17 protein-coding genes are annotated in these 25,673 nt (G+C 56.1%); 14 read left to right on the top strand and 3 right to left on the bottom strand.

All coding sequences use genetic code 11. The annotated features are described in order from the left end of the window. Position 1 precedes the first annotated feature (1 nt). The 10 genes from hybG (at position 2) to fdoI (ending at position 13,427) form a co-directional block, all read left to right on the top strand. A complete protein-coding gene (gene hybG, locus FDP13_RS04010) occupies positions 2-289 on the top strand; it encodes a hydrogenase maturation factor HybG (RefSeq protein WP_013318684.1) in 288 nt (95 codons plus the stop codon). After that, entirely contained in the window at positions 276-1,391 is a 1,116-nt protein-coding gene (gene hypD / locus FDP13_RS04005; protein WP_143838740.1) for a hydrogenase formation protein HypD, read from the top strand. The genes hybG and hypD overlap by 14 nt, the downstream gene beginning before the upstream one ends. Continuing rightward, positions 1,391-2,419: a hydrogenase expression/formation protein HypE gene (hypE, locus tag FDP13_RS04000; RefSeq protein ID WP_033576336.1), complete on the top strand. Its 1,029-nt coding sequence runs from the start codon at positions 1,391-1,393 to the stop codon at positions 2,417-2,419. Before hypD ends, hypE begins: the two co-directional genes overlap by 1 nt. Positions 2,420-2,804: 385 nt before the next feature. Next, a complete protein-coding gene (hypF, locus tag FDP13_RS03990; RefSeq protein ID WP_143838738.1) occupies positions 2,805-5,105 on the top strand; it encodes a carbamoyltransferase HypF in 2,301 nt (766 codons plus the stop codon). A 124-nt stretch (positions 5,106-5,229) separates the two neighbouring features. Continuing rightward, positions 5,230-5,706, top strand: coding sequence for a YlaC family protein (locus FDP13_RS03985; protein ID WP_027711569.1), 477 nt, complete (start codon positions 5,230-5,232; stop codon positions 5,704-5,706). A gap of 125 nt (positions 5,707-5,831) precedes the next feature. Further along, on the top strand, positions 5,832-6,557 hold the full coding sequence (locus FDP13_RS03980) for a glutamine amidotransferase (protein WP_143838736.1): 726 nt from the start codon (positions 5,832-5,834) through the stop codon (positions 6,555-6,557). A gap of 11 nt (positions 6,558-6,568) precedes the next feature. Continuing rightward, positions 6,569-7,981, top strand: coding sequence for a PLP-dependent aminotransferase family protein (locus tag FDP13_RS03975; protein WP_143838863.1), 1,413 nt, complete (start codon positions 6,569-6,571; stop codon positions 7,979-7,981). Positions 7,982-8,836: 855 nt separating this feature from the next. Further along, positions 8,837-11,887: a formate dehydrogenase-N subunit alpha gene (fdnG, locus tag FDP13_RS03970; RefSeq protein ID WP_072033838.1), complete on the top strand. Its 3,051-nt coding sequence runs from the start codon at positions 8,837-8,839 to the stop codon at positions 11,885-11,887. Between the two features lie 15 nt (positions 11,888-11,902). Beyond that, positions 11,903-12,805 (top strand): formate dehydrogenase subunit beta, encoded by a 903-nt coding sequence (gene fdxH / locus FDP13_RS03965; RefSeq protein ID WP_143838735.1) that lies wholly within the window; start codon positions 11,903-11,905, stop codon positions 12,803-12,805. Beyond that, positions 12,792-13,427 (top strand): formate dehydrogenase cytochrome b556 subunit, encoded by a 636-nt coding sequence (gene fdoI, locus FDP13_RS03960; RefSeq protein WP_143838733.1) that lies wholly within the window; start codon positions 12,792-12,794, stop codon positions 13,425-13,427. Before fdxH ends, fdoI begins: the two co-directional genes overlap by 14 nt. 377 nt (positions 13,428-13,804) lie before the next feature. On the opposite strand, the gene FDP13_RS03950 is transcribed toward fdoI, so the two are convergent. Next, complete coding sequence (locus FDP13_RS03950) at positions 13,805-15,103, bottom strand: MFS transporter (protein WP_143838731.1); 1,299 nt, start codon at positions 15,101-15,103, stop codon at positions 13,805-13,807. Positions 15,104-15,435: 332 nt separating this feature from the next. Here FDP13_RS03950 and fdhE point away from each other — a divergent pair, with 332 nt between their 5' ends. After that, positions 15,436-16,371, top strand: a complete 936-nt coding sequence (gene fdhE / locus FDP13_RS03945; protein WP_033577442.1) for a formate dehydrogenase accessory protein FdhE — start codon at positions 15,436-15,438, stop codon at positions 16,369-16,371. Between the two features lie 684 nt (positions 16,372-17,055). Next, positions 17,056-18,036, top strand: coding sequence for an alpha/beta hydrolase (locus tag FDP13_RS03940; RefSeq protein WP_012769170.1), 981 nt, complete (start codon positions 17,056-17,058; stop codon positions 18,034-18,036). A 158-nt stretch (positions 18,037-18,194) separates the two neighbouring features. On the opposite strand, the gene pelA is transcribed toward FDP13_RS03940, so the two are convergent. Both pelA and FDP13_RS03930 read right to left on the bottom strand, forming a co-directional pair. Next, positions 18,195-19,577 (bottom strand): pectate lyase, encoded by a 1,383-nt coding sequence (pelA, locus tag FDP13_RS03935; protein WP_143838730.1) that lies wholly within the window; start codon positions 19,575-19,577, stop codon positions 18,195-18,197. A gap of 139 nt (positions 19,578-19,716) precedes the next feature. Beyond that, positions 19,717-21,366 (bottom strand): family 43 glycosylhydrolase, encoded by a 1,650-nt coding sequence (locus FDP13_RS03930; protein ID WP_234424372.1) that lies wholly within the window; start codon positions 21,364-21,366, stop codon positions 19,717-19,719. Between the two features lie 966 nt (positions 21,367-22,332). Here FDP13_RS03930 and FDP13_RS03925 point away from each other — a divergent pair. Together FDP13_RS03925 and FDP13_RS03920 are read left to right on the top strand one after the other, a co-directional pair. Beyond that, positions 22,333-23,841 (top strand): hypothetical protein, encoded by a 1,509-nt coding sequence (locus FDP13_RS03925; protein ID WP_143838728.1) that lies wholly within the window; start codon positions 22,333-22,335, stop codon positions 23,839-23,841. Between the two features lie 277 nt (positions 23,842-24,118). After that, on the top strand, positions 24,119-25,408 hold the full coding sequence (locus FDP13_RS03920; protein ID WP_027711580.1) for a nitrate regulatory protein: 1,290 nt from the start codon (positions 24,119-24,121) through the stop codon (positions 25,406-25,408). Positions 25,409-25,673 lie beyond the last annotated feature (265 nt).

The raw sequence follows: 25,673 nt of genomic DNA, 5'->3' as shown, positions 1-25,673 counted from the left end.
TATGTGTCTGGGCGTTCCCGGAAAAGTGGTCGCCGTCGGGCCGGATCTGCATTATCCGGCGCGGGTGGATGTTTGCGGCGTGCAGCGCGAGGTAAACATTGCGCTGGTATGCGAAGGCGACCCGGCGGAGCTGGTGGGGCAGTGGGTGCTGGTGCACGTCGGTTTCGCCATGAGTTTGCTGGACGAGCAGGAAGCACAAGAGACGCTGGCGGCGCTGCAATCCATGCAGGCGGTCGGGCTGGAACTGGATGAAGTCAGGCAAACCGGAGCCATTTATGCAGTACGTTGATGAATTTCGCGATCCCGAACTGGCGAAATCGCTGTTACAGCGCATTCAGGCGCTGGTTGACGCTATGCCGCACTTAAAGGTGCGCCCGTTGCAACTGATGGAAGTGTGCGGCGGGCATACCCATGCCATTTTCAAGTTCGGCATCGACCGGCTATTGCCGCCGGAAATCGAGTTTGTGCACGGGCCGGGCTGCCCGGTGTGCGTGTTGCCGATGGGCCGGATCGATGCCTGTCTGGAGATAGCCGCTCGCCCTGACGTGATCTTTTGTACTTTCGGCGACGCCATGCGGGTGCCGGGCCGCAACGGGTCGTTGCAGGATGCCCGTCGCCACGGCGCTGATGTCCGGGTGGTCTACTCGCCGCTGGATGCGCTGGCGCTGGCGGAGCAACACCCTGATCGGCAGGTGGTGTTTTTCGGGCTGGGATTTGAAACCACCATGCCGAGCACCGCGCTGACCCTGCAACAGGCCAAACGTCGTGGTATCGATAACTTTTCGCTGTTTTGCCAGCACATCACCATCATTCCGACGCTGAAAAGTCTGCTGGAACAGCCGGATTTGCGTATCGATGGCTTTCTGGCGCCGGGGCACGTCAGCATGGTCATCGGTGCTTATCCTTACCAGCCATTGTGTGAGCAGTTCCATAAACCGTTTGTGGTCACTGGCTTTGAACCGCTGGATATCCTGCAGGCGTTGTTGATGCTGGTGCAGCAACTGCACGATGCGCGTTGCGAAGTGGAGAATCAGTATCGCCGCATTGTGCCGGACAGCGGCAACACGCTGGCGCAGCAGGCAATGGCCGAGGTGTTCGAAACCAAAGCCAGCAGTGAATGGCGCGGGTTGGGCGAAATCGCCGATTCCGGTATGCAACTGCGGGCGGAATACGCGGAATTTGACGCCGAGCGCCGTTTCAACCCGCAGCAACAGCAGGTGGCGGATGAGCCGCTGTCGCGTTGCGGCGATGTGCTCACCGGGCGCTGCAAGCCGGGCGATTGCCCGCTGTTTGGCAAGCGTTGTTCGCCGCAAAATGCTATCGGCGCGTTGATGGTGTCCTCAGAAGGCGCCTGTGCCGCTTATTATCAGTATCGACGGGAGTGCGCCTGATGAAGAACAGGTTATTGCCAAAAGAAATTACCCTGGCGCATGGCAGCGGTGGGCAGGCGATGCAGCAACTGATCGAAGGGCTGTTTTTGCAGGCGTTTGACAACCCATTGTTGGCCGAGCGTGAGGATCAGGCGCGTTTGCCGCTGGCGGCGTTGAGCGCGCAGGGTGACAGGCTGGCGTTTACCACCGACAGCTATGTTATCGACCCGATCGAGTTTCCCGGCGGCGATATCGGCAAACTGGCGGTATGCGGTACGGTTAACGATCTGGCGGTGAGCGGGGCGCTGCCGCGTTACCTCTCCTGCGGCTTTATCCTGGAAGAGGGGCTGGCGGGGGAAACGCTGCTGCGTATCGTCAATTCGATGGCGCAGACCGCCCGCGACGCCGGTATCCAGATCGTCACCGGCGATACCAAGGTGGTGCCGCGCGGCGCGGCGGACAAGATTTTCATCAATACCGCCGGCATCGGCGTGATTCCCCAGCATGTGCAGTGGGGCACCGGTGAAATTCGCCCCGGCGATCGTTTGATCGTCAGCGGTACGCTGGGAGATCACGGCGCCACTATTTTGAATTTACGCGAGAAACTGGGGCTGGAAGCCGAATTGACCAGCGATTGTGCGGTGCTGGCACCGTTGATTGCGCCACTGCGCCAGATTGAAGGCGTACGCGCGTTGCGCGATGCCACTCGCGGCGGGGTGACGGCGATCCTGCATGAGTTCGCGCAAGCCAGCGGTTGCGGTATGGAAATACAGGAAAGCGCGTTACCGGTCAAAACGGCGGTGCGCGGCATCTGCGAACTGCTGGGGTTGGAAGCGCTCAATTTCGCCAACGAAGGCAAACTGGTGCTGGCGGTGTCGCCAGACGCGGAAAGCCGGGTATTGGACGCATTGCAGTCGCATCCGCTGGGGCGCGATGCGGCGGTCATCGGCAGCGTTACCGACAAAAAACAGGTACGCCTGTGCGGGGTGTTCGGCACCTCCCGCCTGCTGGATTTACCCCACAGCGAACCCATGCCGAGGATTTGCTGACAAGCGGCTGTTGATAAACAGCCATAGTATTTTTTTGACAAAATAGTGAGGGGTTTCGTGCGCGATAAGCCATATGGTTTCTCTGTTCTTTCGTCGCACGCACGACAAGGAGAGGCTCAAACGCCGCCTCTCCTTGACCACTGGCTGGTAGCTAAACTGTGCCGCTGCGCGGTGCCTTCGGCGTTCGCCTTCGCTGTTCGGGCCGCCCGTGACGCGTTCCAGACGCGGCACGGGCTTTCGCCGCGTCCATGCGGCTCACCCGGCGAAGTCGCCCACCTCAGCACAGTTTTTGACGCAGAAAAAACAGAAGAAACAGAAAAAACGAACATTCGCGTCTTGGCTGCAGAAACTTCATCCTATAGATCCCAAGTATAGGTTCTTACCTATGTCAGCTATTAATGTACAGACGACATCAGGCGTTGAAATTCGCGTTAAGGGCAAAGTGCAGGGGGTGGGGTTTCGGCCTTATGTCTGGCAAATTGCTCACCGGCTTGGCGCCAAAGGCAGTGTGCTGAATGACGGCGCGGGGGTGTTAGTCCGGCTGTGGCCGGCGAGCGCCGAGGCGGATTTCGTTGCTGCGCTGAATGCCGAGTGCCCGCCGTTGGCGCAGATAGACCAGATGACATGCCGGCCTTATCCGTGGGAAACACCGCCGGACGATTTCATCATTGAACACAGCGGCGCCGGGCAGATGGATACCCACATCGTGCCGGATGCGGCCACCTGCGATGCCTGCCGCCATGAGCTGTTTGACTCGAATGACCGCCGCTATCGTTATCCGTTTATCAACTGTACCCACTGTGGCCCGCGCTTTACCATTATTCGCCGGATGCCGTACGACCGCCCTCATACCGCGATGGCGGCGTTCCCGTTTTGCCCGACGTGCCGGCAAGAGTATCAGCACCCGGCGGATCGGCGTTTTCATGCCCAGCCTAACGCCTGCCCGGCTTGCGGGCCGCGGGTGTGGCTGTGCGACGCATCCGGCGCGATCACGGACGGCGACGATGCCGTAATGCAGGCGGCCGCAGCGCTATGTGCCGGGCGGATCGTGGCGGTAAAAGGATTGGGCGGGTTTCATCTGGCTTGTGACGCCACCGACGCGCAGGCGGTGGCGCGGCTGCGTGAACGTAAGCATCGGCCGGCTAAACCACTGGCGGTGATGTTGCCGGATGCTAATTGGCTGGCGCGTTGCAGTAGCGTGGCGGAACCTGCGTCGGCGTTACGTTTGATGCAAAGCCCGGCGGCACCGATAGTGCTGTTGCCGTTACGCCATGATGGCGAACTGGCCGCCGGGATAGCCCCCGGTCTGGATGAAGTGGGATTGATGTTGCCTGCCAACCCATTACAGCACCTGTTATTGGCGGCGGTGGGCCGACCGCTGGTGATGACCTCCGGCAATGCCGGCGGTAAACCCCCTGCGCTGGATAATACGCAGGCGCTGGAAGAGTTGGCGACTATCGCCGACTTGTGGTTGCTGCATGATCGCGACATTGTGCAGCGGGCCGACGACTCGGTAGTGAGGATGCAGGACGAGCGGGCGGAGATGCTACGGCGCGCGCGCGGTTATGTGCCGGATGCCCTGCCGCTGCCGCCGGGGTTTAGCGAGCAGCCTGCGTTGCTGGCGATGGGGGCGGATCTCAAAAACACCTTCTGCCTGCTGCGTGATAGCGCTGCCATCGTCAGCCAGCATTTGGGCGACCTGGCGGATGACGACGTGGAGCAGCAGTACCGGCAGGCGCAAACGCTGTTTGCCGATATTTACCGGTTTACCCCAAAGGCCATCGCGGTGGATGCACATCCGGGGTATGTCAGCCGTCGTTTGGGGCAGCAACAGGCAGAGCGGTTGGGCATCCCCTGCATTGAAGTGCTGCACCATCACGCGCATATCGTCGCTTGTCTGGCTGAACACCGCTGGCCGCGTGACGCCGGGGCGGTGATCGGGCTGGCGCTGGACGGCATCGGCTACGGCGGCGACAACCGCTGGTGGGGCGGCGAGTGCCTGCGGGTGGATTACAGTCAGTGTCGGCATTTGGGCGGGTTGCCTGCTGTGGCGCTGCCGGGCGGCGATCTGGCGGCGCGCCAGCCGTGGCGTAATCTACTGGCGCAGTGTCTGGCGTTCGTGCCGGATTGGGCGTCTCTGCCGGAGGCGGTCGTGATCCCCGTCGGTGTGCGGCCGTTGCTGACGCGGGCTATTGAACGTGGCCTTAACGCGCCATTGGCGTCGTCCGCCGGTCGGCTGTTCGACGCGGCAGCCGCGGCTTGTGGGTTTGCCGGCGAACAGAGCTGGGAAGGGGAAGCGGCTTGCTGGCTGGAAGCACTGGCCCGGCAACATCAGAATGAGCGGCCGCCGGTGACTCTGCCGCTGTCCGGCAGCCAACTGGATCTGGCCAGTTTTTGGCGCCAGTTTTTGGCGTATCGCGCCGCACCGGCCGACCGCGCTTTTGCGTTTCATCTGGCGCTGGCCGACGGGCTGGCGGCGTTGGTACGTCAGGCGGCGCGGGAACAGGGCATCAACACCGTCGTGTGTTCGGGCGGGGTGATGCATAACCGTTTGCTGGCCACGCTGTTGCGTGAGCGGCTGGCGGATTTTACCCTGCTGATGCCGTCGCGTTTGCCGGCCGGCGACGGCGGGCTGGCGCTGGGGCAGGCGCTGATCGCCGCCAGTCGTCTTTCCCTTCCGGAATAACCAAATACTGAGCCAGCAGCATGTCGAGCCAACTGTTATAGTTTTTTCTCACCAGACTGTATCTGTTCTGATTTGGCGCGCCATGCTACCGTTGCGCACCAACAAGCTGGGGCGGAGGATCGGTATGGACGAAGTGAAACGTATTCTGAATGAAGAAATCGAACGTCTGAATCGAGAAGAACGGCGTGATAACCGCATTCGTTTTAGTCGCAGGTTTATCATCAGCCACCCTTATCTGTTTGGCGGCATGTTGGTGAGCTATGTGCCGGTGGCGCTAATTTTGTGGTATGCGCCGTACTTCGGCGCGCCTTATGTCGTGGGATTTACGTTGTTTCTGGCGCTGATGTCGCTGGCGATGTCGATGGACATTAACCCGCGCTACCGTTTTGAGGATATCGACGCGCTGGATCTTCGGGTGTGTTACAACGGCGAGTGGTACAACAGCCGCCATGTGTCGCCTCAGACGCTGGAGGCGCTGCTGCATAACCCGCAGGTCGCCGCGCCGGTAAAAGAAGGGATTACCCGCTTGTTGCAGACCAAGGGTTACCTCTATTTTTACGATGTCTTTTCTCTGGCCTACCGCTCAGTCGTCCGGCAGTGATGGCGTTGCCGCCGGGTGTCGGGGTGAATAAAAATCAATGACATGAAGCGATGACAAGGCGTGTCTTGCGTGGTACGTTCAAAACTTATCTTGTTTACCGTCCTTCGAGGCACAAGCGACGCGCTATGACCACGTTGACCCCAGATTTTTCTTCTTCATCGCGACCACCTTCATTGCTCATTGTGCAGATGGGCGAACCACCCACACCTATCGCTACGGCTGTCGGCCAGCAGGCCGACTGGTTTAGCAGCGCGCTGGCCGATGAAGGCGTACAACTGCACGTCGTACGGCCGGATATCGGCGAGGCATTACCGCACCATAACGAACATGATGCCGCCATTATCAGCGGTTCCTGGTCGATGGTGACCGACCGGCTGGACTGGAGCGAACGCACCGCCGACTGGCTGCGCCGGAGTGTGTCGGCCGGGTTGCCGGTGCTGGGCGTGTGCTACGGTCATCAACTGTTGGCGCACGCCTTGGGCGGCACGGTGGCGGATAACCCCAACGGGCGGGAAATGGGGCTGAAAACCGTGACTCTGCATGACAATGCGGCGAACGATGCGCTGTTGACGGCGATACCGACGCAGTTTAGCGCCTATCTCAGCCATCTTCAGTCGGTGGTGACGCCGCCGCCCGGCGCACAGGTGTTGGCGGCATCGGCGCAGGATGGCTGCCAGATTATTCGTTATACGCCGCATACCTTATCATTCCAGTTCCACCCGGAAATGGATGCGACGGTGATGAACGCCTGCCTGCGCCACTGTGCATTGCCGGAAATGACCGACGACACGGAACCGGCATGGGCGCGGCGATTGCTGCTGGATTTTGTCCGGCAGGCGTTGTCTCGCTAAGGAGTATGGCGCTGGCGAAATTCGAACAACTGGCCGACCAGATGCGCGAGCAGTTGCAGGCAGGCATCTGGCAGCCGGGGGAAAAGCTGCCGTCGCTGCGCGAAAAAGCGGCGCATTCCGGCCTGAGCCTGATGACGGTACTGCACGCTTATCAGCTACTGGAAAGTCAGGGCTGGATTTTATCGCGCCCGCAGTCCGGTTATTACGCCGCCCCGCGTATTGAACGGCCGGTCATGCCGCCGGCCAGCGGTGACGCGGTGCATCTGACTGAAAAAGTCGACGTTAACCGCTTTATCTTCGAGGTCTTGCGTGCCAGCCGTTCGCCCGAGGTCGTGCCGTTCGGTTCCGCGTTTCCCGATCCGCGGCTCTTTCCCCAGCGTCAGTTGACTCGTTCGCTGGCGACGGTCGCGCGCCGTATGCAGCCGGAAAGCGCGGTGGACAACTTGCCGCCCGGCAACGAACGGTTACGCAAGCAGATCGCCCAGCGCTACGCATTACAAGGCATCGCCGTGTCGCCGGATGAGATAGTCATTACCAGCGGCGCGATGGAGTCGCTGAACCTCAGCTTGCAGATGTTGACCCGCCCCGGCGATTACGTGGTGGTGGAATCGCCGTCGTTTTACGGTGCATTACAGGCTATCGAACGCCTGCAACTGAAAGCTATCGCTATCGCCACCCATCCGCATACCGGCATCGATCTGGCGGCGTTGCGACAGGCATTGCAGGACTATCCGATTCGCGCCTGCTGGTTGATGACTAACTTTCACAATCCGCTGGGTTGCACGCTGGCATGGGAAAAAAAGCAACAATTGGCCGCGTTGTTGAGCGAATATCAGGTGCCGTTGATCGAAGATGATGTGTATAGCGAGCTATACACCGGCGCTCATCGCCCGTTGCCGGTCAAAGCGCTGGATAACAGCGGGCAGGTGCTGCACTGTGCTTCGTTTTCGAAAAGTCTGGTGGCCGGGTTCCGCGTCGGTTGGGTAGTGGCAGGTCGCTGGGCGCAAGGTATTCAGCAACTGCAACTGATGAGCACGCTTTCTGCCTGCGCACCAATGCAACTGGCGATAGCCGACTATCTGGCGACCAGCAGTTACGACAGTCACCTGCGGCGTTTACGGCGCACGCTGGAGCAGCGTAAGCATCGGTTGTATCAGGCAATGAAGGCACATTTCCCTGCCGGCGTGGATATTTATTACGCGGACGGCGGCTACTTTCTTTGGGTCGGCCTGCCGGAAGGGGCCGACAGCGTTGCGCTGTATCAGCAGGCGTTGGCGCAAAACATCAGCATTGCACCGGGCAGAATGTTCACGACCGGCGATAAGTTCGACCGCTATTTTCGCATCAATACCTCCTTTGAATGGCAGGCAAAAACGGAAAACGCCATCATCACGCTGGCGGCTTTACTGAAAAAGTTACCCTGATCTTGCGGATAGCCCGCCCCGCCTTTCGCATTATTTAAGCCATATTCCTGTTTGGCGATAAACGGCATAACCGGCGATATCTTTCTTTATAAGAAATAACCAGAATAAGAAATAACCAGATTGCGGTGGCCCGATTGGCTGATTTATTCATTTTAATCGGGGTAAGTTATTTATTTTTTATCAGATATCGCCGTCTGTCAGCGCCAGCTTTATTCATGAGACTCAATGGGTCAGTAATGGTTGATTAACGTTATTTCATAAAGAAAATTTTAATTATTTCTTATTGTAATAACCTGGTGCGGGCCGCTGTCTTGTGATCGTTATGTAAAAAACAACATAGCGATAGAATGACTTACTCGGTCATATTAATGAGAATGATTATCTTTAACTGGTTGGTAACGTTAAAAAAACGTTTTTCATCGATGAATTGTGATTTATTTGTTGTTGTTGAGATAATTAATTGGCGCTTTTTATTCGTCGATACATAATACATATGTTTGGTAGGGGTTTGTGCTCGTTCCCTGCCGGCATTCATTTAAATTAATAAAGCATTAATACATATACCCAAAATAATTCGAGTTGCAGGAAGGCGGCAAGTGAGTGAATCCCGATGAGCTTACTGAGGTAAGTGATTCGGGTGAACGAACGCAGCCAACACACCTGCAACTTGAAGTATGAAGGGTATAAAATACGATATTGCCCCCAATAATCAGAGTTGCAGGACAACGTGTTGGATAGCGTCGTACGTTGGCCTTTCAGGGTAAGGTTTCGGTGAGCCTTGTTACGCATCCGATGGACCTGCAATTTGACGAATGACGGGTATAGCTCTGAGTGATGTCGTGCGAGGAATCTCCCATGCAGGTCAGCAGAAGGCAGTTCTTTAAAATATGCGCAGGCGGTATGGCCGGAACGACGGTCACCGCACTGGGCTTCTCACCCAGTGCGGCGTTAGCCGAAACGCGGCAATACAAGCTGTTGCGCGCCAAAGAGACCCGAAATAATTGCACCTACTGTTCAGTAGGATGCGGCATTCTGATGTACAGCCTCGGCGACGGCGCCAAAAACGCCACCGCATCCATTTATCACATCGAAGGGGATCCGGATCATCCGGTCAGCCGCGGTTCATTGTGCCCGAAAGGCGCCGGGCTGGTGGATTTCATCCATAGCGACCAACGCCTGAAATACCCGGAATACCGCGCGCCGGGTTCCGACAAATGGCAGCGCATCAGTTGGGAAGACGCGTTTGATCGCATCGCTCACCTGATGAAAAAAGACCGCGACGCCAATTTCGTCGAGAAGAACGCCGCCGGGGTGACGGTTAACCGCTGGTTGACCACCGGGATGCTGTGTTCCTCCGCCGCCAGTAATGAAACCGGGATACTGGATCAAAAATTTGCCCGCGCGCTGGGGATGATCGGCATCGATACCCAGGCGCGTCTGTGCCACGGCCCGACCGTTTCGGCGCTGGCGCCGACCTTTGGCCGCGGTGCCATGACCAACAACTGGGTAGACATCAAAAACGCCAATGTGATTCTGGTGATGGGCGGCAACCCGGCGGAAGCGCACCCGGTCGGGTTCAAATGGGCGGTAGAAGCCAAGATTCATAATGGCGCTAAACTGATCGTCGTCGACCCGCGCTTCAATCGTTCGGCCGCCGTGGCCGACATGTACTCGCCGATTCGCGCCGGTTCCGACATCACCTTCCTGCTGGGCGTGGTGAATTATTTGTTGAGCCACAACAAGGTGCAGATGCCGTATGTGACGGCGTATACCAACGCCAGCCTGATCGTGCGTGACGATTACCACTTTGATGAAGGCATTTTCAGCGGTTACGACGAAAAAGAGCGCAAGTATGACCGCACCAGTTGGCAGTATGAACTGGACGAAAACGGCTTTGCCAAACGCGACGACACCCTGAGCCATCCGCGTTGCGTCTGGAACTTGTTGAAAGAGCACGTCGGCCGTTATACGCCGGATCTGGTGACCAACGTGTGCGGTACGCCGAAGCAGGATTTCCTGACCATTTGTGAGCAACTGGCGTCAACCTGCGTACCGGATCGTACCGCGACCATCATGTACGCCCTTGGCTGGACGCAGCACACCGCCGGTGCGCAAATTATCCGTACCGCGGCGATGGTACAACTGTTGTTGGGTAACGTCGGTATGGCCGGCGGCGGCGTGAACGCGCTGCGTGGTCACTCCAACATTCAGGGCTACACCGATTTGGGGTTGCTGTCGCTGAACCTGCCGGGCTATATGCCGCTGCCGTCGGAAAAACAGACCTCGCTGACGATGTATCTGGATCAGATAACGCCGAAAGCGTTGCTGGCGGATCAGGTCAACTACTGGAAGAACACGCCGAAGTTCTTTATCAGCATGATGAAGAGTTTCTGGGGCGACAACGCGACCAAAGAGAATGACTGGGGTTACGACTGGTTGCCGAAGTGGGATAAGAGCTACGACGCGCTGGCGTACTCCCGCATGATGCTGGAAGGCAAGGTCAACGGCTATATCGTGCAGGGGTTCAACCCGATGGCGGCTTTCGCCGACTCCAACCGCGCTCGCGATGCACTGAAAAAATTGAAATACCTGGTGATTATCGATCCGCTGGCGACGGAAACCTCCAACTTTTGGCAGAACCACGGCGAGCTCAATGATGTGGATTCGAGCCAGATTCAGACCGAAGTATTCCGCCTGCCGTCCAGTTGCTTTGCCGAGGAGAACGGCTCCATCGTTAACTCCGGGCGTTGGCTGCAATGGCACTATCAGGGTGCCGTGCCGCCGGGTGAAGCACGCCACGACGGGGTGATTCTGGCCGGGTTGTTCCTGCGCCTGCGTGAACTCTATGCCAAAGACGGCGGCGCCAATCCTGAACCGGTGTTGAACATGAGCTGGAATTACCTGGAGCCGGAAGACCCGTCCGCCGAGGAAATTACCAAAGAAGCCAACGGCCGTGCGCTGGCCGATCTGTTCGACGATAAAGGCAACCTGTTGCTGAAAAAAGGTCAGTTACTGCCGGATTTCTCCCTGTTGCGTGATGATGGCACCACCGCCAGTTTCTGCTGGATTTACGCCGGTTCGTGGACGGAAGCGGGCAACCAGATGGCGCGTCGCGACAACGCCGACCCGTCGGGCCTGGGCTGCACGCCGGGCTGGGCCTGGTGCTGGCCGCAGAACCGCCGCATTCTTTACAACCGCGCCTCGGCAGACCCGCAGGGTAAACCGTGGGATGCCAAACGAGAGCTGATTCGCTGGAACGGCCAGCGGTGGACGGGGATCGACGTACCGGACTTCGCCGTTACCGTGCCGCCGGGCAGCGCCGCCGGTCCGTTCATCATGAATGCCGAAGGGTTGGGCCGCCTGTTCGCTATCGACAAGATGGCCGAAGGTCCTTTCCCTGCGCACTATGAACCGTTGGAATCGCCGTTGAAAAACAACCCGGTTTACAGCAAGGTTCAGGTTAACCCGGCAGCCCGTATTCTGCCGGCCGACCGCCCGTATATCGGTACGGCAGAGGAGTTCCCGTTCGTCGCCACCACCTATTCCATCACCGAGTTGTTCCGCCACTGGACGAAACACGCGCGCCTTAACGCGATTGTGCAGCCGGAGCAGTTTGTAGAAATCGGCGAAGGGCTGGCGAAGCTGAAGGGTATCCAGGCTGGCGATGTGGTGAAAGTCAGCAGCAAACGAGGCTATATCAAGGCGAAGGCCGTCGTCACCAAGCGTATCCGTACCCTGACGATTCAGGGCAAACCGGTGGAAACCATCGGCGTACCCTGTCACTGGGGCTTTGAAGGCACCACCCAGAAAGGCTTTATGGCGAATATCCTGACGCCGCATGTCGGTGACGCCAACAGTCAGACGCCGGAATACAAGGCGTTTCTGGTTAATGTGGAAAAAGCGTAGTCGCGGAGAAACACTATGGCCATGCAATCACAAGATATTATCCGTCGCTCCGCGACCAACTCACTGACGCCGCCGCCGCAGGCCCGCAACCATAAAGAGCAGGTCGCTAAACTGATCGATGTGACCACCTGTATCGGCTGTAAAGCCTGTCAGGTGGCCTGCTCCGAGTGGAACGACATCCGTGACGATGTTGGGCATAACGTGGGTGTCTACGATAACCCGACCGATTTGAGCGCCAAGTCCTGGACGGTCATGAAGTTTGCCGAGTTCGAGGAAAACGGCAAGCTGGAGTGGCTGATCCGTAAGGACGGCTGTATGCACTGTGCCGATCCGGGCTGCCTGAAAGCGTGTCCGTCGGAAGGGGCGATCATCCAGTACGCCAACGGCATCGTTGATTTCCAGTCCGAGCACTGCATCGGTTGCGGCTACTGTATCGCCGGCTGCCCGTTCAATGTGCCGCGCATGAACAAGGACGACAACAAGGTGTACAAATGCACCCTGTGTGTTGACCGGGTGGAAGTCGGCCAGGAGCCGTCGTGCGTGAAAACCTGCCCGACCGGCGCGATTCACTTCGGCACCAAAGACGAAATGAAAGTGCTGGCGGCTGAACGGGTGAAAGACCTGAACAGCCGGGGTTACCAGAATGCCGGTTTGTATGACCCGGCGGGCGTCGGCGGGACGCACGTGATGTACGTGCTGCACCACGCAGACAGGCCAGAGCTGTATAACGGCCTGCCGGCTAACCCGAGCATTAGCCCGACGGTTACCTTCTGGAAAGGCATCTGGAAACCGCTGGCGGCCATCGGTTTTGCCGCCACCTTCGCGGCCAGCGTATTCCACTACGTGGGTATCGGCCCGAACCGGGTAGAAGACGATGACGAAGCGCACCACGAGGGCAAGCAGCATGAAAAAGAGTAATCGGATTCAGCGTTACAGCGCCCTCGAGCGCATTAATCACTGGATTGTGGCGTTCTGCTTTGTGTTCGCCGCATTGAGCGGGCTGGGTTTTTTCTTCCCGTCGCTTAACTGGCTGATGAACGTGCTGGGTACGCCGCAACTGGCGCGCATTCTGCACCCGTTCGTCGGGGTGGTGATGTTTGTCGCCTTCCTGCTGATGTTTTTACGTTACTGGAAACATAACCTGATTGAGCGCAGCGACCTGGAGTGGGCGAAAAACATCCACAAGATCGCCCGTAACGAAGAAGTCGGCGATACCGGCCGGTATAACTTCGGTCAGAAGTGTGTGTTCTGGCTGGCGATTACCTGTCTGTTGTTGCTGCTGGCAAGCGGGATTGTGATTTGGCGGCCGTACTTCGCACCGTCGTTCTCTATTCCGGTGATCCGTGCGGCGCTGGTGGTGCACTCGGTCTCTGCGGTCGGTTTGATCCTGACCATCATGGTGCATGTGTATGCCGCGTTGTGGGTGAAAGGCACCATCACCGCGATGGTGGAAGGCTGGGTGTCCAGCGCCTGGGCGAAGAAACACCACCCGCGCTGGCATCGTGAGCTGCAATCCAAAGGGCAGGATAATCAACACTGAGTTACGAGGTGCAGTTGACAAACAGCACTATTGTTTGTTGTTGGCAAATCTCTGTCAGAACAGTGGGAGGTTTCGTGCTTGATAACGTTAGTGATTACTTTGCAACGTCATCGCACGCACGACAAGGAGAGGCTCAAACGCCGCCTCTCCTTGACCTCCGGCTGAGTGCTAAACCGTGCCGCTAGCGCGGTTCCTTCGGCATTCGCCTTCGCTGTTCGGGCCGCCCGTGACGTGTTCCCAACACGGCACGGGCTTTCGCCGCGTCCATGCGGCTCACCCGGCGAAGTCGCCTGCCTCAGCACGGTTTTGACGCTGTAAACCCATCATCTGTAACCCAATCTCTCGCTTTGGCATGATGTTGCCAGGTCTAATCCAGCTCACCGATTGACCAGTTTTGCCGGTAGCGCCAGCACCAACAGCGAGCTGAGCAACAGGCAGAAAGCGAAGAACCACAGCGCGCCATTACCGCTGCCGGTTAGCTCCATTGCAAAACCCATGATGGAGTTACTGACCAAACCGGCGATATTCGCCAGTGAACAGGCCAGCGCAAAGCCAGTGGCGGCGGCGGTGCCGGTAAGAAAGGTGGCCGGCAGGCTGAAGAACACCGGTACGGCACCGATGATGGTGGCTTGCGCCACCGAGAACAGCAGCACCGTCATCACGATGTTTTGAGTGAAGAAGGTGCTGGCCGCCATTGCCGCCGCGCCTAGCCAAAATGGCGCGATGATGTGCCAGCGCCGTTCGCGTAACCGGTCGGAGCTGGCGCCGAGTATGACCATTCCTGACAGCGCCGCTACACTGGGGATTGCCGTTAACAAGCCAATCTGACTGAGATCGGCCACGCCGGCTTTTTTAATGAAGGTCGGCAGCCAGAAGCCCATGGCATAAGCACACAGCAAAATCGAGAAATCGATGCCGCCCAGCATCCAGACTTTCAGGTTCAGGAAACCATCGCGAAAACGATGCTTCAGGTACGGCGCTTCACGGGTATCGATTGCCAGGTCGGCGCGCACCTGCGCTTTGTCCGTTTCATTCAGCCAGTTCGCTTGCTCAATGTTTTCCGGGAGTAGCCAGAAGGCCAGCACGCCAAGCAACACGCTGGGCAGACCTTCCAACAGAAACATCCACTGCCAGCCGTGCAGCCCGTAAGCCAAATCAAAATGCGCCATAATCCAGCCCGACAGCGGGCCACCCACCACGCTTGAGAGCGGCAGGCCAATCATAAACAGCGAAATAATGCGGCCACGTCGCCAGGAGGGGAACCAACGTGTGAGATAGAACAGTACGCCGGGCAGGAAACCGGCTTCCGCGGCGCCAAGTAAAAAACGCAACACATAGAACTGCGCCGGCGTGGCGACAAACATCGTTCCGGCGGATAACAGCCCCCAACTTATCATAATGCGCGCAATCCAGATTCGGGCGCCGACGCGTTGCAGAATCAGGTTGCTGGGGATTTCAAACAGAATATAGCCGACGAAAAATAACCCGGCGCCCAGACCAAAGGCGATGTCGCTGAGCGCCAGTTGATTCGCCATCTGCAATTTCGCCAACCCAATGTTGATGCGATCGAGATACGCCGCGAGATAGCACAGGCATAAAAATGGAATCAATCGCCAGGCGATTTTACGGTAAGTCGCCGCGGCACCTGTGGGCGACGGAAAATTTACTGCGGTCATGTACGTTGTTTCCTGCATGTAGACACAATGATCGTGTACGCATTGGGATCGTGATACGCATTGGCGCTGCGCTTTATCATGCAGCCCCGGGGCGAAAGGTGAAATGAATCGAACCCGCCTGAAGCCGTCAGCGCAGAACAGCCGAAGCATTGTGCTGTTGATGGCCGGTCCTGTCCATCCTGTTTCGCAGCGACGTTCCCGTTTGCCGTATCGGGCGGAAAATCACTGCTTATTGTGGGGAATAACCTGTTAACATGAGGGCATCAGAACGGGTCTGGCGCACGGGCGAGTGCGCGGTCTCTGCAACATGAATAAACAGGAAACATCACCTGATGAGTATTCGTATCGTGCCGCAAGAGCAACTGGCCGACAGTGGGAAAAGCTCAACCCTCGGCGTTATTCCTCCTTTGCTATTCGCTAACCTGAAAAGTCTGTACCGTGGCCGCGCCGAGCGTTTGCGTCAACTGGCGCAGGATCACCCGTTGGCGGATTATTTGCTGTTTGCCGCCGGGGTGGTGGATGCGCAAGAGAAAGTGCACCATGACCATCCGCTGGAGAAAGATTTAACTGATCTGGTGCGCAACAGTGCCGGCCGTCCGCCGCTGGATGCCGCGACGCTGACGCGCGATCCGCACTGGCACGCTTTGCTACAGGCTTTGATCGAAGAACTTAAGGCCGGCGCCGGCGGCCAGGTGCTGGCGACGCTGGAAAACCTGGAGAAAATGTCGGTTCAGCAATGGGATGCGCTGGCGGATGCATTGCTCAGCCAGCAATTCACGGCGCAAGACAATGATAAAGCGCCGTTTGTCTGGGCTGCGCTGTCGTTGTATTGGGCTCAGATGGCGACGCAGTTGCCGGGGCGTGCGCAGGCCGAGCAGGGTGAGCATCGCCAGTTCTGCCCGGTATGCGGCAGTATGCCGGTTTCCGGCGTGGTGCAGATAGGCACAACCAGCGGCTTGCGTTACCTGCACTGCAACCTGTGCGAGACCGAGTGGCACATGGTGCGCGTCAAGTGCAGTAATTGCGAGCAGGCCGGCAAGCTGCATTACTGGTCATTGGATGACGAGAACGCGGCGATTAAAGTAGAAAGCTGCGACGACTGCGGCACGTACCTGAAGTTGTTGTATCAGGAAAAAGATCATCGGGTGGAGGCCGTGGCGGATGACCTGGCCTCGCTGGTGCTGGATGTGAAGATGGAAGAAGAGGGTTTCTCCCGTAGTAGCATCAACCCATTCCTGTTCCCGGACAGTAGTCGACAGGCGGGATAACTCAGCCTGTCGGCACGGCGCTGGTGCTCTGGAGCCAGCGCCGGCGTTGACGTTGTATCACTGACTTGTGTCAGCCCCTGCCTTGCCGTGTTACAAGAATCATAATGAGTCTTGCCATCATGGGCCAACGCGCTGAGTTGTCCAAAACGCAGCGCGTTTTATTCTGCAACTTAAGTTATTTAGGATATATTCTTTTTAATTCCACTTTCATGAGTTAATTACATTTGTAATTAATTGATTATAAAAATAAGACAATAAATAAAGAGAGGTGTCGTTATTTTTCCTGTTATCTCTTTTTTGTTTTTATTTTTTATAATAAAGCGTTTTCTTTCCGATATTTTGGCGTTCTTCCCCCTACCAACGGACAGGCCTGATTTTTTTATATTCTGAATGCCAAGTATAGTGGCGTTGTTCAAAAGGTATTATCTGAATATGTCGTCATATTTAACTTGCCGCCATGTCGGCATTATGGCTCGGTTTGTTTTACGTGTTTTTATTTTTGCTGTTATTCCTCATTGATAAAAGTACGTGTTATTTTCCTTGCCGTAAAGAGCCGATGTATTGCGTTATTCAATGCGCAATTCGGCTGTTATTCGGAAAATGGTGAAATATGGCCATCAGGAATTATCGCCTGACAGGCGATTGTAAAATATTTTCTCTAAATCATTTAAGGACTCATTTATTATGGCTAATTCAACCAGTGTTAATAATCTGATGGGATATACTAAAGGCGCACAGGTTATTCGTGTTAAACCAGTACGCCAACAAATTGATGCGATTAATGACATCGTTTATTCCCAGATTAAAAGTATACAAAAAGTACAGCAGTTGCAAATGTCGTTGCTTGTCCCACGTACGACGACACTGAAACCGGCGATTGTCTATTTCCCCGGTGGTGGCTTCGCTTCCGCTGCGTATGCCAAATACATTGATGTGCGTATGGCGCTTGCGGAAGCCGGTTTTGTCGTCGCGGCGGCGGAATATCGTGTGGTGGCCGAGAAATACCCGGCACTGATTGAGGATGCCAAATCGGCGGTGCGTTACTTGCGCGAACATGCAGCGGAATACGGCATTGACCCGAACCGAATTGGTGTGTTGGGTGATTCCGCCGGTGGTTATGTCGCGCAAATGACTGGTGCGACGAATGGGCTGCGTAACTTTGATAAAGGACGCTTTCTGGATAAATCGTCGGATGTTCAGGCGGTGGTTTCGGCGTACGGCATTTCCAATTTGTTAAGCATTGGCGAAGGCCTTCCTGAAAACCTGCTCGTGGTGCATGATTCGCCGGCGGTAACGGAAGCGTTGTTGGTCAATGGCACGGCATTTGGGGATTTCCCCGGCGCCACCATTACCAGCGACCCGGTCAAGGCGCTTAATGCCAGCCCGATGGGGCATATCGACGGGAAAAAACCGCCGTATCTCATCATGCACGGCAGTGCGGATACCGTCGTTTCACCGTTGCAGAGCAAGCAGCTGTATGAAGCGCTGGTAGCAGGCGGCAACAAAGCGGAGTACCTGCTGCTGGAGGGGGCCGGTCATGGCGATATTAACTGGTTCCAGCCGGTGATCATCAACAAGATCGTGAATTGGTTCAAACAAACGCTGGGTGAGCCTATCACGCAAACGGCTCCGACCGGGGGTAACGGCACCGACGGTCAGCTGTAATAATCAACCCGGGCTGCAGGTTATGCGGCCCGGGTTCCGGTAAAGAGATATCAACCTTCATGGGGCCCACCCGTGAAGGTTGATGTTTTTCTCGTCTTCTTCTCTTGCCTCTTTTCCGCTCACGCTTTTCGGGCGATCGGCTATTCACGGTTCCGGCATCAGGGGCGCGGGTTGCTCTTACTCCAGGTGGCAAAAGTCGTCAGGACGCTCTGCGGTGACGAGTTGTACTGGGCATAGCCGGTTAACCGCTCAGTCGATACCGAGGCAATGGAACTGAAGACCAGACCATACGCGCTGGTTGCGTGCGTATCCGGGCGATCGCCAAACAATGTCTGAGAACGCTTGGCCACACTGCTTGCGCTCGGCGTATACGCATCCAAATCGTAGAAGCGGGCCCACAACACGCCGTTCGGTGAGCTGGAGAGTTTGCCGTTCGACCAGGATTGCCCGGAGATGCGCGTTGCGGTGAAGAAATCGGCCGCGGCGTACACCGCACGCCGCATTTTGGCGTCGGGGTTGGGCAACGTCATCAGGAACGCGGTGATTTTGGCGCTTTCAGCGCTGCTGAGCGCCGCCATTTCGAACGCTCGCGCGGCGGTCGGCAATTGCGTCAACATATCGTGTTGTTGCCCCCAGATAGTCCACTCGCCGCTGACTTTCACCTGATTGTTCACCAGCCAGGTTGTGCCTTTGGTGGCTGCTTGGGCTGCACTGTTGCGCAGGTTGCGATCCAGGAAGGCAAAATCACTGTTACTGCTATTACCTATTTCGTTGAGCAGCATCACTACCCGCAGCATGGCGTCGTCATTGAGCGTAATGGCGTCGTTATAGCTGCCCGCCAGCGGGTAAACCTGAGGCCAGCCGCCATTAGGATATTGCGCGGCGATCAAATACTTGATGCCGCGGACAATGCTCGCCTGTAGCGTTGCGGTCTCGCTGCTGCCTGTCCGCGCGGCTTGCACTTTGGCCAGATAACGCAGTTCGGTGGTGGTGGCGCCGTTATCAATGGTGCCGACATAGCGCCAACTGCCCGATTCGCTTGGGTCAATCTCATCGGCGATGTAAGACTGGCCTTGAGTACGTGCGACGCCGGTACGCGACATGTTTTTACCCCAACCGCCGGAAGGGATCTGGAAGCTGATGATCTCCTGAGCGATGGCGAGCGCCTCTGCCGACTGGTAATACGTGCCCGATTGATTGAGCGGCATGGTAGCGAGGTTGTTTTTGCCCGACCCACGCGGTGCCGGCACGGTCGTCATCCCTTTCCGCTCTGCGGCGAGGGCGGCTTTATCCGCGCTGCGGGCGCTGGCCGATGTGGCGAGGTAGTTGGTGAACTGGGTGCGCAACATCGCATCGCTGACGGTAGCGATACTCGCCGCCGTCAACGGTCTGGCCTGCACGTTTTCACGCAGATAATCGATACAGTTTTGACCGCACCCAGCGACGGCGGCATAACCCGGCGACGACGCCAGCAAGCCGGCGGACAAACCGGCAAACAAGCTCAAGCTGAGCAGGGATAAACGGGTATGAGGGTATGACATAAAAATCCTCCATGAGTGTTATTGTTAAATGCCCGGCAAACCGGGAAATGTCTTTGCCCAGGCGGAAACGTAACGGGCCGGTTTTTGCCGGCCCAATAAGACACGTTTCACCACCGCTCATCACCACGCCGTCGTGTCATTAAGGCAGCGCGGTATAACGGAAGTGAGAGAAACGTACATTGCCTTCGCCCGAGGCATAGATAGCGGGTCGTAACGCCTGAAAATCGTAGCCGACGTTTTGGTTGTAGCCCGAGACTTCCATCTGTACGCCGTACTTGGTCCATTTCTCGCCATCCGGGCTGGTATAAAGCGTCAAAATGTTACGCCGGTTGACCAGCCGCAGATGCACCGTATTGCCGGTGATATCGGCAATTTTGGCGCCGTTGCGTTCCAGCCCGTAGCGGTGCATGACCGTCCCGTTGGCGTTAAACGCTAAACCGGCGTACAGCCGGTTGCTATAAAACAACAGCAGCCCGGCTTGTGCTTTGGGTTCAAACGCTATTTCGATATCCACCTGATAAGCGAGATCGCCGGCATTAATAAACAAGGGCGTGGTGTCTTTAGGAGAGCGGCCTTTGGCGCGCAGAAGCAAGCTGCCGTTGTCAAAGCGAATCCGTGCTTTTTCATTTTCACCCGGCATATAGAAACTCCAGACGCTGTCGAACACCTCTGGCCGAAAACTGTCTGAAAAAGCCATGCCGTGCGGCACGGCATGGCCGCCGGCGGGGCGAGGAATCGGCTTGCCGACGTCATAACCGGCGGAGATAAACCACCCGTCCGCCGTCCATGTGATCGGCTCCAGCAGCGCCTGCCTTCCCAGCGTCATGAAGCTGTTTTCATAGCCGTGGTAAACCATGTACCACTGGCCATCCATCCCTTCCACCAGTGTGGCATGGCCGCGCGACCACCATTTTTCACTCGCGCTTTGTGTACGAATAATCGGGTTGTAGGGCGAGTTCTCCCAGGGACCGTTGATGGAGCGCGATCGTGCAGCGATGACCATATGCCCGGTGGGCGGACCGGCCGTGCCGCCTTCGGCTAGCACCATGTAGAAATAATCACCATGTTTGAGCATCTTTGGCCCTTCCTGCGAAAAACTTTCTACATCCCATTCCTCCGGATATTGCCAGCCGGCGTATACCGTTTTGGCGATCCCGGCCTCGCCGTCGGCAACCGCGAGGCCATCGTCCTTGAGTTGCACGCGAACACCGCCGGACATAAAAATGTAGCGTTTGCCGTCTTCACCGACGACGTGGCCGGGATCGCTGGTGGCGCCGTTGTCGCCCTTATCGCTTTTAACCACGATCTCACGTGGCGGCGTCCAGGCACCGCGAATATTGTCGGTGGTAATCACATAGAATTTCTTGGTTTTGGCACCGGAAACCGGGTCGGTCTTGTTGGTAATAAAGTAGAGGTAGTACTTATCGTTGTGCTTCACCAATTCCGGTGCCCAGATAGAATCTACCGGCGTCGTGACCGCCGGACCGACCGGCTGCCAGTTAATCAGATCCTGCGAATGCCAGATAACCAGGCCGGGAATGGCATCAAAAGATGAGAAGGTCATGTAATAGTCATGGCCGTCTTTCAGGATAGTGGGATCGGGATGATCGCCGGACATAATCGGATTGAGATAGCAGCCGTTACCCAAATCCGCCTTGCGCTGGTGTTCAATGCCTTGGGCCCAGGACGCGACGGCGCTATCGCCACAAGGGGTAACGGGGCCTTCCCCATAGGCGGCCAGCGCGATGAACGCCAGTAGCCCGGCCGTACATTTCATCCAATGCCTCATAATATCTCCCTGGCTTATGAAAATAGAGGGCGAACCCGAGCGATAGCGGGATACAGCTCGATATCCTCCAATAATATTTATGAGTTTTCCGTGACACTGCTCGAATCAGGATAGCTTTTTTCAGGTATTCATCTCGGTGAGTGACGTCTGTCGCACATTATGTTCAGTACTAAGATGTTCAGTACTCAGGTGGCAGTCGCCATACACATATCAATGACTGCGATTCTGTTCCTCTACTCCACGTAGCAATCCTGCACAGTTTATGTTACTGGCGTGTTGTCCTGTAATTCGAATGACTTGAAGTATGACGGGGATATTCAATAATTATATTTAACCGGTTGGGTAATATTAACTGTTTTTATTTTCATATTATCGAGTCGATCCGATTCTGGTTTAGATGCCGACCTGTTTTTTATATGTCACATATGGCCTTAGGTAATAAAAATGTCATTATTGATAACCTAATTTATTGATAAGTTGACTGATTGTGACGTGATGTGATGGTGAAAATACATGATGGAAATCATGTAAATTTGTCATTTAACTGAGATGAAAATTATGACAACGGTATAATTTTGTAACTGGTATGAACAGGGTGATTGCTATTGTTATAATATATCAGTCGTGTAATAGTCCTCGTCGCTTAATCACCCCGGCAGGTAGGAAGATTATCTGTTTTGATTATTTTTTTAGGCCAGAGTGTATTTAAGTGAAATTAATTTTTTTAATAGAGTTATGCGCATTGTCGGCAGGCACGTTGCAGCATGATTCAATGATGCCGCACGGCCCTGTTCGGGCAAGATGAAATATAACGGATGCCAATATATATCCAGAGTAATTCGAGTTGCAGGAAGAGTGTAACGTAGCGAGTCCCCTGAGGCTGACTCAAATCAGCGACTGGGGTGAGCGAGGAAAACCAATACACCTGCAACCTGAAGTCTGAGAGATATTCATAAAGGAAGGGATATGAACAATAATATTCAGCACGATAGTCTTTCTGCAAATTCTGCGTCGATAACGCGACGCAGGCATCGGGGAATGGCGGCATTATCTGTATTTTTGCTGGCGACACTGCCCGCGTTATCCATGGCGGCGACGACCTATGGCTTGACGTTCACCGCGTCAGACAAGGGAACCCTTACCGGGGGCGATGACGGCGCCCGTTATGCAGCGGGTACTCAGCTAACGTTAAAAGCCAGTCCGTACGGCAGTTACGGCGTCAAAGCCTGGACGGGTGACGCGGCGTCATGCGGTAACAGCGATACCTGTACTCTGACCATGGACGGCGATAAAACGGTCGGGCTGGAGTTCAAAGGCGTGCCGGTCGGTTTTGGTGCGGGTGTGACGGGAGGGGACGGCGGCGAAGTGGTGACCGTTTCCACGCCGGAGGAGTTGAAAAGAGCACTGTGTGATAACGTCGTCAACAACGCTTGTGCCGATACCACGCCGCGTATCATTCAACTGACCTCGACGATTGATTTTCGCGGTCTGGAGGGGATGAAAACCAGTGAAGGTTGTACTTATTCTTACAACAGTTGTGAAGTGAATGGTAAACCGGAACGGATTCTCAAGTTTGCTGATTACTGTGCCGGTCGCCCTACTTACAGTATTACCCATGATGCGGCGGGCGGCTCCCCGATGCTGGTCGGGTCGAATAAGACGCTAATCGGTATCGGTAAAGAGGCCGGTATTAAAGGGAAAGGGCTCATCATGGGCGGAGGCGTATCCAATATTATTATACGCAATCTGTCTATTACCGATATTAACGAAGGTATCGTCTTTGCCGGGGATGCCATCACGATTGATAACGCCAGCCGAATTTGGATCGACCACAATTATATTTCCCGCATTGGTCGTCAGATGATTGTGGCCGGGTGGGGCACTGCCGCCGGGGTAACCATTTCCAATAATTTCTTCGATGGTACGACCGAGGTTGGGCATTACTGCGACAATCGCCACTATTGGGTGATGTTGCTGATCGGGGAAAATGAGAGCATCACCTTAATCGGTAACCGAATCTTGAATTCGTCAGGACGCTCGCCGGAAGTCGGGAAGCAAGCGGGCGCAGCGGGTGTGGGGGTCGTACACATCGTGAATAATTTGTTTGAGTCAAACTTCTATATGGGTGTCTCCAATAGTGACGATACGATTACTTTTGTTGAAGGTAATTACTGGAAACCCAGCGATTTGTATTTCTTCCCCATGTTCCAGAGCGCCAGCAACAAGATATTCTCTACCGTGGATACAACCGCCAATGCAGCTCGTGATACTTGTCTGGCTGGAATTGGCCGTGATTGCGTAACTAATTTCGCTAAAAACACCAGTGATTTCATTATCAATGATCAGGTAATGCCATTGGTTAAACAGTCTGTGGAAATGCAAAAGGCGATTGGCGGCGTGACGCCGTTCCCTTATGCGAAGGTCGCGGAGATAGTCGGTGCCTCTGCAGGTCCGCAGGAAAATCCTGACGATTAAGATATTGTCTGTACCCTGCTGTCGTCCGTCGAGATGAGGGCGGCAGCAGTTTACCCTGTGTTATCAATCAATCACTTTTCACCTAATCTCCTCCTGCTATTTCACTCACAGTGCCGGACGCTGGCGACCCCGCCAGAGACGTGCGTTCTCACTATGCTAAAATGGTTTACGGTTTGTCAGGCGCGGGCCTGATAAGGCAAGGGTTTTGCATGGAAAATACCCTTCATGGTGGTATGACGGCATGGTGGTATTCGATGCCGTATGGAGAGAAGAGAGAATGATAGCGGACCCTTCAACGACAATTCGTTTTCTGATGGCATCGCGTCAGTGTGAGCTGAACAGCCTGCGCGGGCTGCTGCAAAGCGGCGAACTGGTGGGGCGCATCAGTCAACTGGTGCACATGCTGCAACGGGAACGAGGAACATCCAACCTGTTCCTGTGCTCGGACGGGCGGCTGTGCGCCGATGAATTATCGCAACGCGAGCAGGATGTACAACAGGCCGAATCGCAGTTTATGGCGCAACTTGATGACCTGGCGCAGCGTGCCAGCCTGCTGCCGCAAGCCAGCCGGTTGTTCAGCCGCGTCGCCAGCGTGGTATATACCCTGGGGCTGTTGCCGTCGATGCGCCAGCAGATGCGTCAGCGTGCGTTACCGCAGTCGGATGTGATGACGGTATTTAACGACAGCATCCGCCACTTGCTGACGCTGGTGTTTGAGGTGTCGGATACCGCGGCGGAGCCGATGATCGCCCGTGCGCTGGTGGCGATGTTCAGCTTTATGCAGGGTAAGGAACTGGCCGGGCAGGAGCGGGCGGTCGGCGCGGCGGCGTTTGCCGCCGGCGAGTTCCCGGCCAGCGTTCAGCAGACGTTGCTGGATTTGATCGACCGCCAGGAGCGTTGCTTCGATACCTTTACCCATTTTGCCGACGACGCCAGTCGGGAACGCTGGCAATCGCTGGCGACCGACCGCGAGTTTGAGCGGCTGCGCCGCGTCGCCTGCACCCGAGTGCCGGATAACCTGTCGCCGGACGGCGGTTTGCAATGGTTCGCGCTGGCGACGGCGCGAATCGATGCCATGAAACAAATAGAAGACCAACTGGCGCAAACGTTGATGCAACTGTGCCGTGATCGTATCGCTGCGGCCGAACAAGCCTGCCTTGATCAACAAGCCGACGTCGCCGGCCTGATGGCGATACAGCAGGGAGAAGATCACAGCTATTCGGTGTTTATCGCCCATTCAGAGGTGGAGCAGAGCCGGAGCGGGCAAGGCGGCTGGCTGGACAGCGACGGCGTGCGGCCACAACTGGGCCGTTCGTTGTTGTCGCTGGTGCAGCAGCAGACACGGCGATTGCAGGCGCTGGATCATGAACTTGCGGCGATGCGTGCGACGCTGGATGAGCGTCGCCAAATCGACCGGGCCAAAGGGTTATTGATGCAGCATCGGGGCTTGAGCGAGGAGGACGCTTATAAAACCCTGCGCCGCATGGCGATGAACCAGAATAAGAAGTTGATCGAGATTGCGACCGCGATGCTGGCGGTGGCCGATGTATTTCAGGAAGGTCTCTGACGGGAGCAGCGCGCATCGTCGCACACGGAATGCACATAAAATGTGCGGCCGGTGCCAGATAACAGTGCAGTTGCAGGCGGCTGCCCCGCGGCAAAGTGAGGCTCCGCTTCGATACCCAACTGGTTTTTCAATCTGTCGGATATCCCGGCTGAATTGATCCAGCTCAATATTTGCTACGCCGCTGGCGAGCAAAATAGCCCCATCGGGACACGTCGGCGAGTCGGCGCGGCATGGACAGTCTACTCAATGCACTGTTCGGTCATAG

Source organism: Dickeya sp. ws52 (assembly GCF_007210685.1).
Lineage (GTDB): Bacteria > Pseudomonadota > Gammaproteobacteria > Enterobacterales > Enterobacteriaceae > Dickeya > Dickeya chrysanthemi.
This window is presented reverse-complemented; position numbering and strand designations above follow the sequence as displayed.

Coding starts and splice junctions, on each gene's coding strand:
- hybG (WP_013318684.1), top strand. CDS start 2: ATGTGTCTGGGCGTTCCCGGAAAAGTGGTCGCCGTCGGGCCGGATCTG.
- hypD (WP_143838740.1), top strand. CDS start 276: ATGCAGTACGTTGATGAATTTCGCGATCCCGAACTGGCGAAATCGCTG.
- hypE (WP_033576336.1), top strand. CDS start 1,391: ATGAAGAACAGGTTATTGCCAAAAGAAATTACCCTGGCGCATGGCAGC.
- hypF (WP_143838738.1), top strand. CDS start 2,805: ATGTCAGCTATTAATGTACAGACGACATCAGGCGTTGAAATTCGCGTT.
- FDP13_RS03985 (WP_027711569.1), top strand. CDS start 5,230: ATGGACGAAGTGAAACGTATTCTGAATGAAGAAATCGAACGTCTGAAT.
- FDP13_RS03980 (WP_143838736.1), top strand. CDS start 5,832: ATGACCACGTTGACCCCAGATTTTTCTTCTTCATCGCGACCACCTTCA.
- fdnG (WP_072033838.1), top strand. CDS start 8,837: ATGCAGGTCAGCAGAAGGCAGTTCTTTAAAATATGCGCAGGCGGTATG.
- fdxH (WP_143838735.1), top strand. CDS start 11,903: ATGGCCATGCAATCACAAGATATTATCCGTCGCTCCGCGACCAACTCA.
- fdoI (WP_143838733.1), top strand. CDS start 12,792: ATGAAAAAGAGTAATCGGATTCAGCGTTACAGCGCCCTCGAGCGCATT.
- FDP13_RS03950 (WP_143838731.1), bottom strand. CDS start 15,103: ATGACCGCAGTAAATTTTCCGTCGCCCACAGGTGCCGCGGCGACTTAC.
- fdhE (WP_033577442.1), top strand. CDS start 15,436: ATGAGTATTCGTATCGTGCCGCAAGAGCAACTGGCCGACAGTGGGAAA.
- FDP13_RS03940 (WP_012769170.1), top strand. CDS start 17,056: ATGGCTAATTCAACCAGTGTTAATAATCTGATGGGATATACTAAAGGC.
- pelA (WP_143838730.1), bottom strand. CDS start 19,577: ATGTCATACCCTCATACCCGTTTATCCCTGCTCAGCTTGAGCTTGTTT.
- FDP13_RS03930 (WP_234424372.1), bottom strand. CDS start 21,366: ATGAGGCATTGGATGAAATGTACGGCCGGGCTACTGGCGTTCATCGCG.
- FDP13_RS03925 (WP_143838728.1), top strand. CDS start 22,333: ATGAACAATAATATTCAGCACGATAGTCTTTCTGCAAATTCTGCGTCG.
- FDP13_RS03920 (WP_027711580.1), top strand. CDS start 24,119: ATGATAGCGGACCCTTCAACGACAATTCGTTTTCTGATGGCATCGCGT.